1 protein-coding gene is annotated in these 1,467 nt (G+C 25.8%); it reads left to right on the top strand.

Annotated elements, in window-relative coordinates; all coding sequences use genetic code 11:
- Nucleotides 1-46: 46 nt before the first annotated feature.
- The coding region (locus tag ACLR9T_RS14445; protein WP_413110152.1) for an ABC transporter permease at nt 47-1,467 on the top strand (1,421 nt) is incomplete at its 3' end.

The following is a 1,467-nucleotide window of genomic DNA, read 5'->3' as shown; positions in this document are numbered from 1 at the left end:
ATTTTACAAATTTAAGATGGAAGAATTCTAATTGGAAGTGATTTAAATGCTAAATAATAATAATAGTATGATCATTGATAGATTAGCTAAAAAGACAATAAAAAATAATAAAAAGAGCTTTAGTATTTTGTTTTTTACAATCGTTTTATCTGCTTTAATGTTTTTTTGTGTGATAACAATTGGAATTACTTATTTAGATTTAAGCAGGTTACAAAATACCAGATTAAATGGAGCCCAATATGATATTGCAATAATGAATGGTTTTAATGATCAGCAATTGAATCTTTTAAAAAATAACAATAAAGTTGAAAGCGTTGGAATTGAAGCATATGCAGGTTTTATTAAAAATACAGAATTTGATGAAACTGTAGAAGTTGGTTTGTTATGGTGTGATGATGTTTTTTGGCAAAAGCAAGCTTCATTAGCTAAAACTAAAATAGAAGGAACTTATCCACAAGCTAAAAATGAATTAATGGTTACAAAAGAAGCTTTAAAAAATTGTGGAAAAGAGAGTTTGACTGTCGGTGATAGGATATTAATGACTTATGAAAATAACATGGGAGTTTACAATGAGGAATTTATTATTAGTGGAATATGGGATGGTTATGGTGATAAGTCAGTTATTTATGTTTCTAAGGAGTTTTATGAGCAAACGGGATATAATTTAGAATATGATGGAATTTTATGTATTAAATTAAAAAGTAATTATGTTATGAAATCAACAATAGATAAAATGGAGCAATCATTAAATTTATCACAAAGACAATCTTTTCAACCGTTACCTTATATTGAAAATTCTTTTAAAGTACTATTAGGGATTTGTGGTTTAGGATTTGTGATTTGTTTAAGTGCATATCTTTTAATTTATAATATGTTGTATTTGTCAGTTTCTAGAAATATTCGATATTATGGATTGTTGCAAAGTTTAGGGATGACAAAAAAACAGTTAGTTAAATTTATTAGGAAACAGATATTATATATTGGAATAATTGCTATTGTATTAGGAATCTTTTTAGCTATAGTAATTTCTTTCTTTTTGGTTCCTTATGTAATGAAGATATTAGGAATTTCAATAAGTAATCTGGAGATACATTTTTATCCTAGTTTTTTGATTTTAAGTGTTGTTGTTAGTGTGATAGCTATTTTATGGGGAATAAAAAAACCAATTAAGATGGCAGCTAATATTTCTCCAATCGAAGCAACAAAATATTATCAAAAAAATATGAAAATTCGTAATTATAAAAAAACCCAAAATGGAAATTTATTTTGGCAAATGGCAGTTGAGCAAGTAAAAAAAGATAAGAAGAAGACAATTATAGTATTTTTGTCTTTAGCTACTAGTTTATCAGTTTTTTATTGTTTTACTACGATTATTGATAGTCAGGGGAAACGAACTGTTATACCTAATTATTGGGATGGTGATTTTATTATTCAAAATTCAACTCAAACATCTGAAAATATTAATTC

The organism is Thomasclavelia sp. (assembly GCF_047249845.1).
Classification (GTDB): Bacteria; Bacillota_I; Bacilli_A; order Erysipelotrichales; family Coprobacillaceae; genus Thomasclavelia.
The sequence above is the reverse complement of the archived record's forward strand: the minus strand, read 5'-3'. Positions and strand labels throughout refer to the sequence as shown.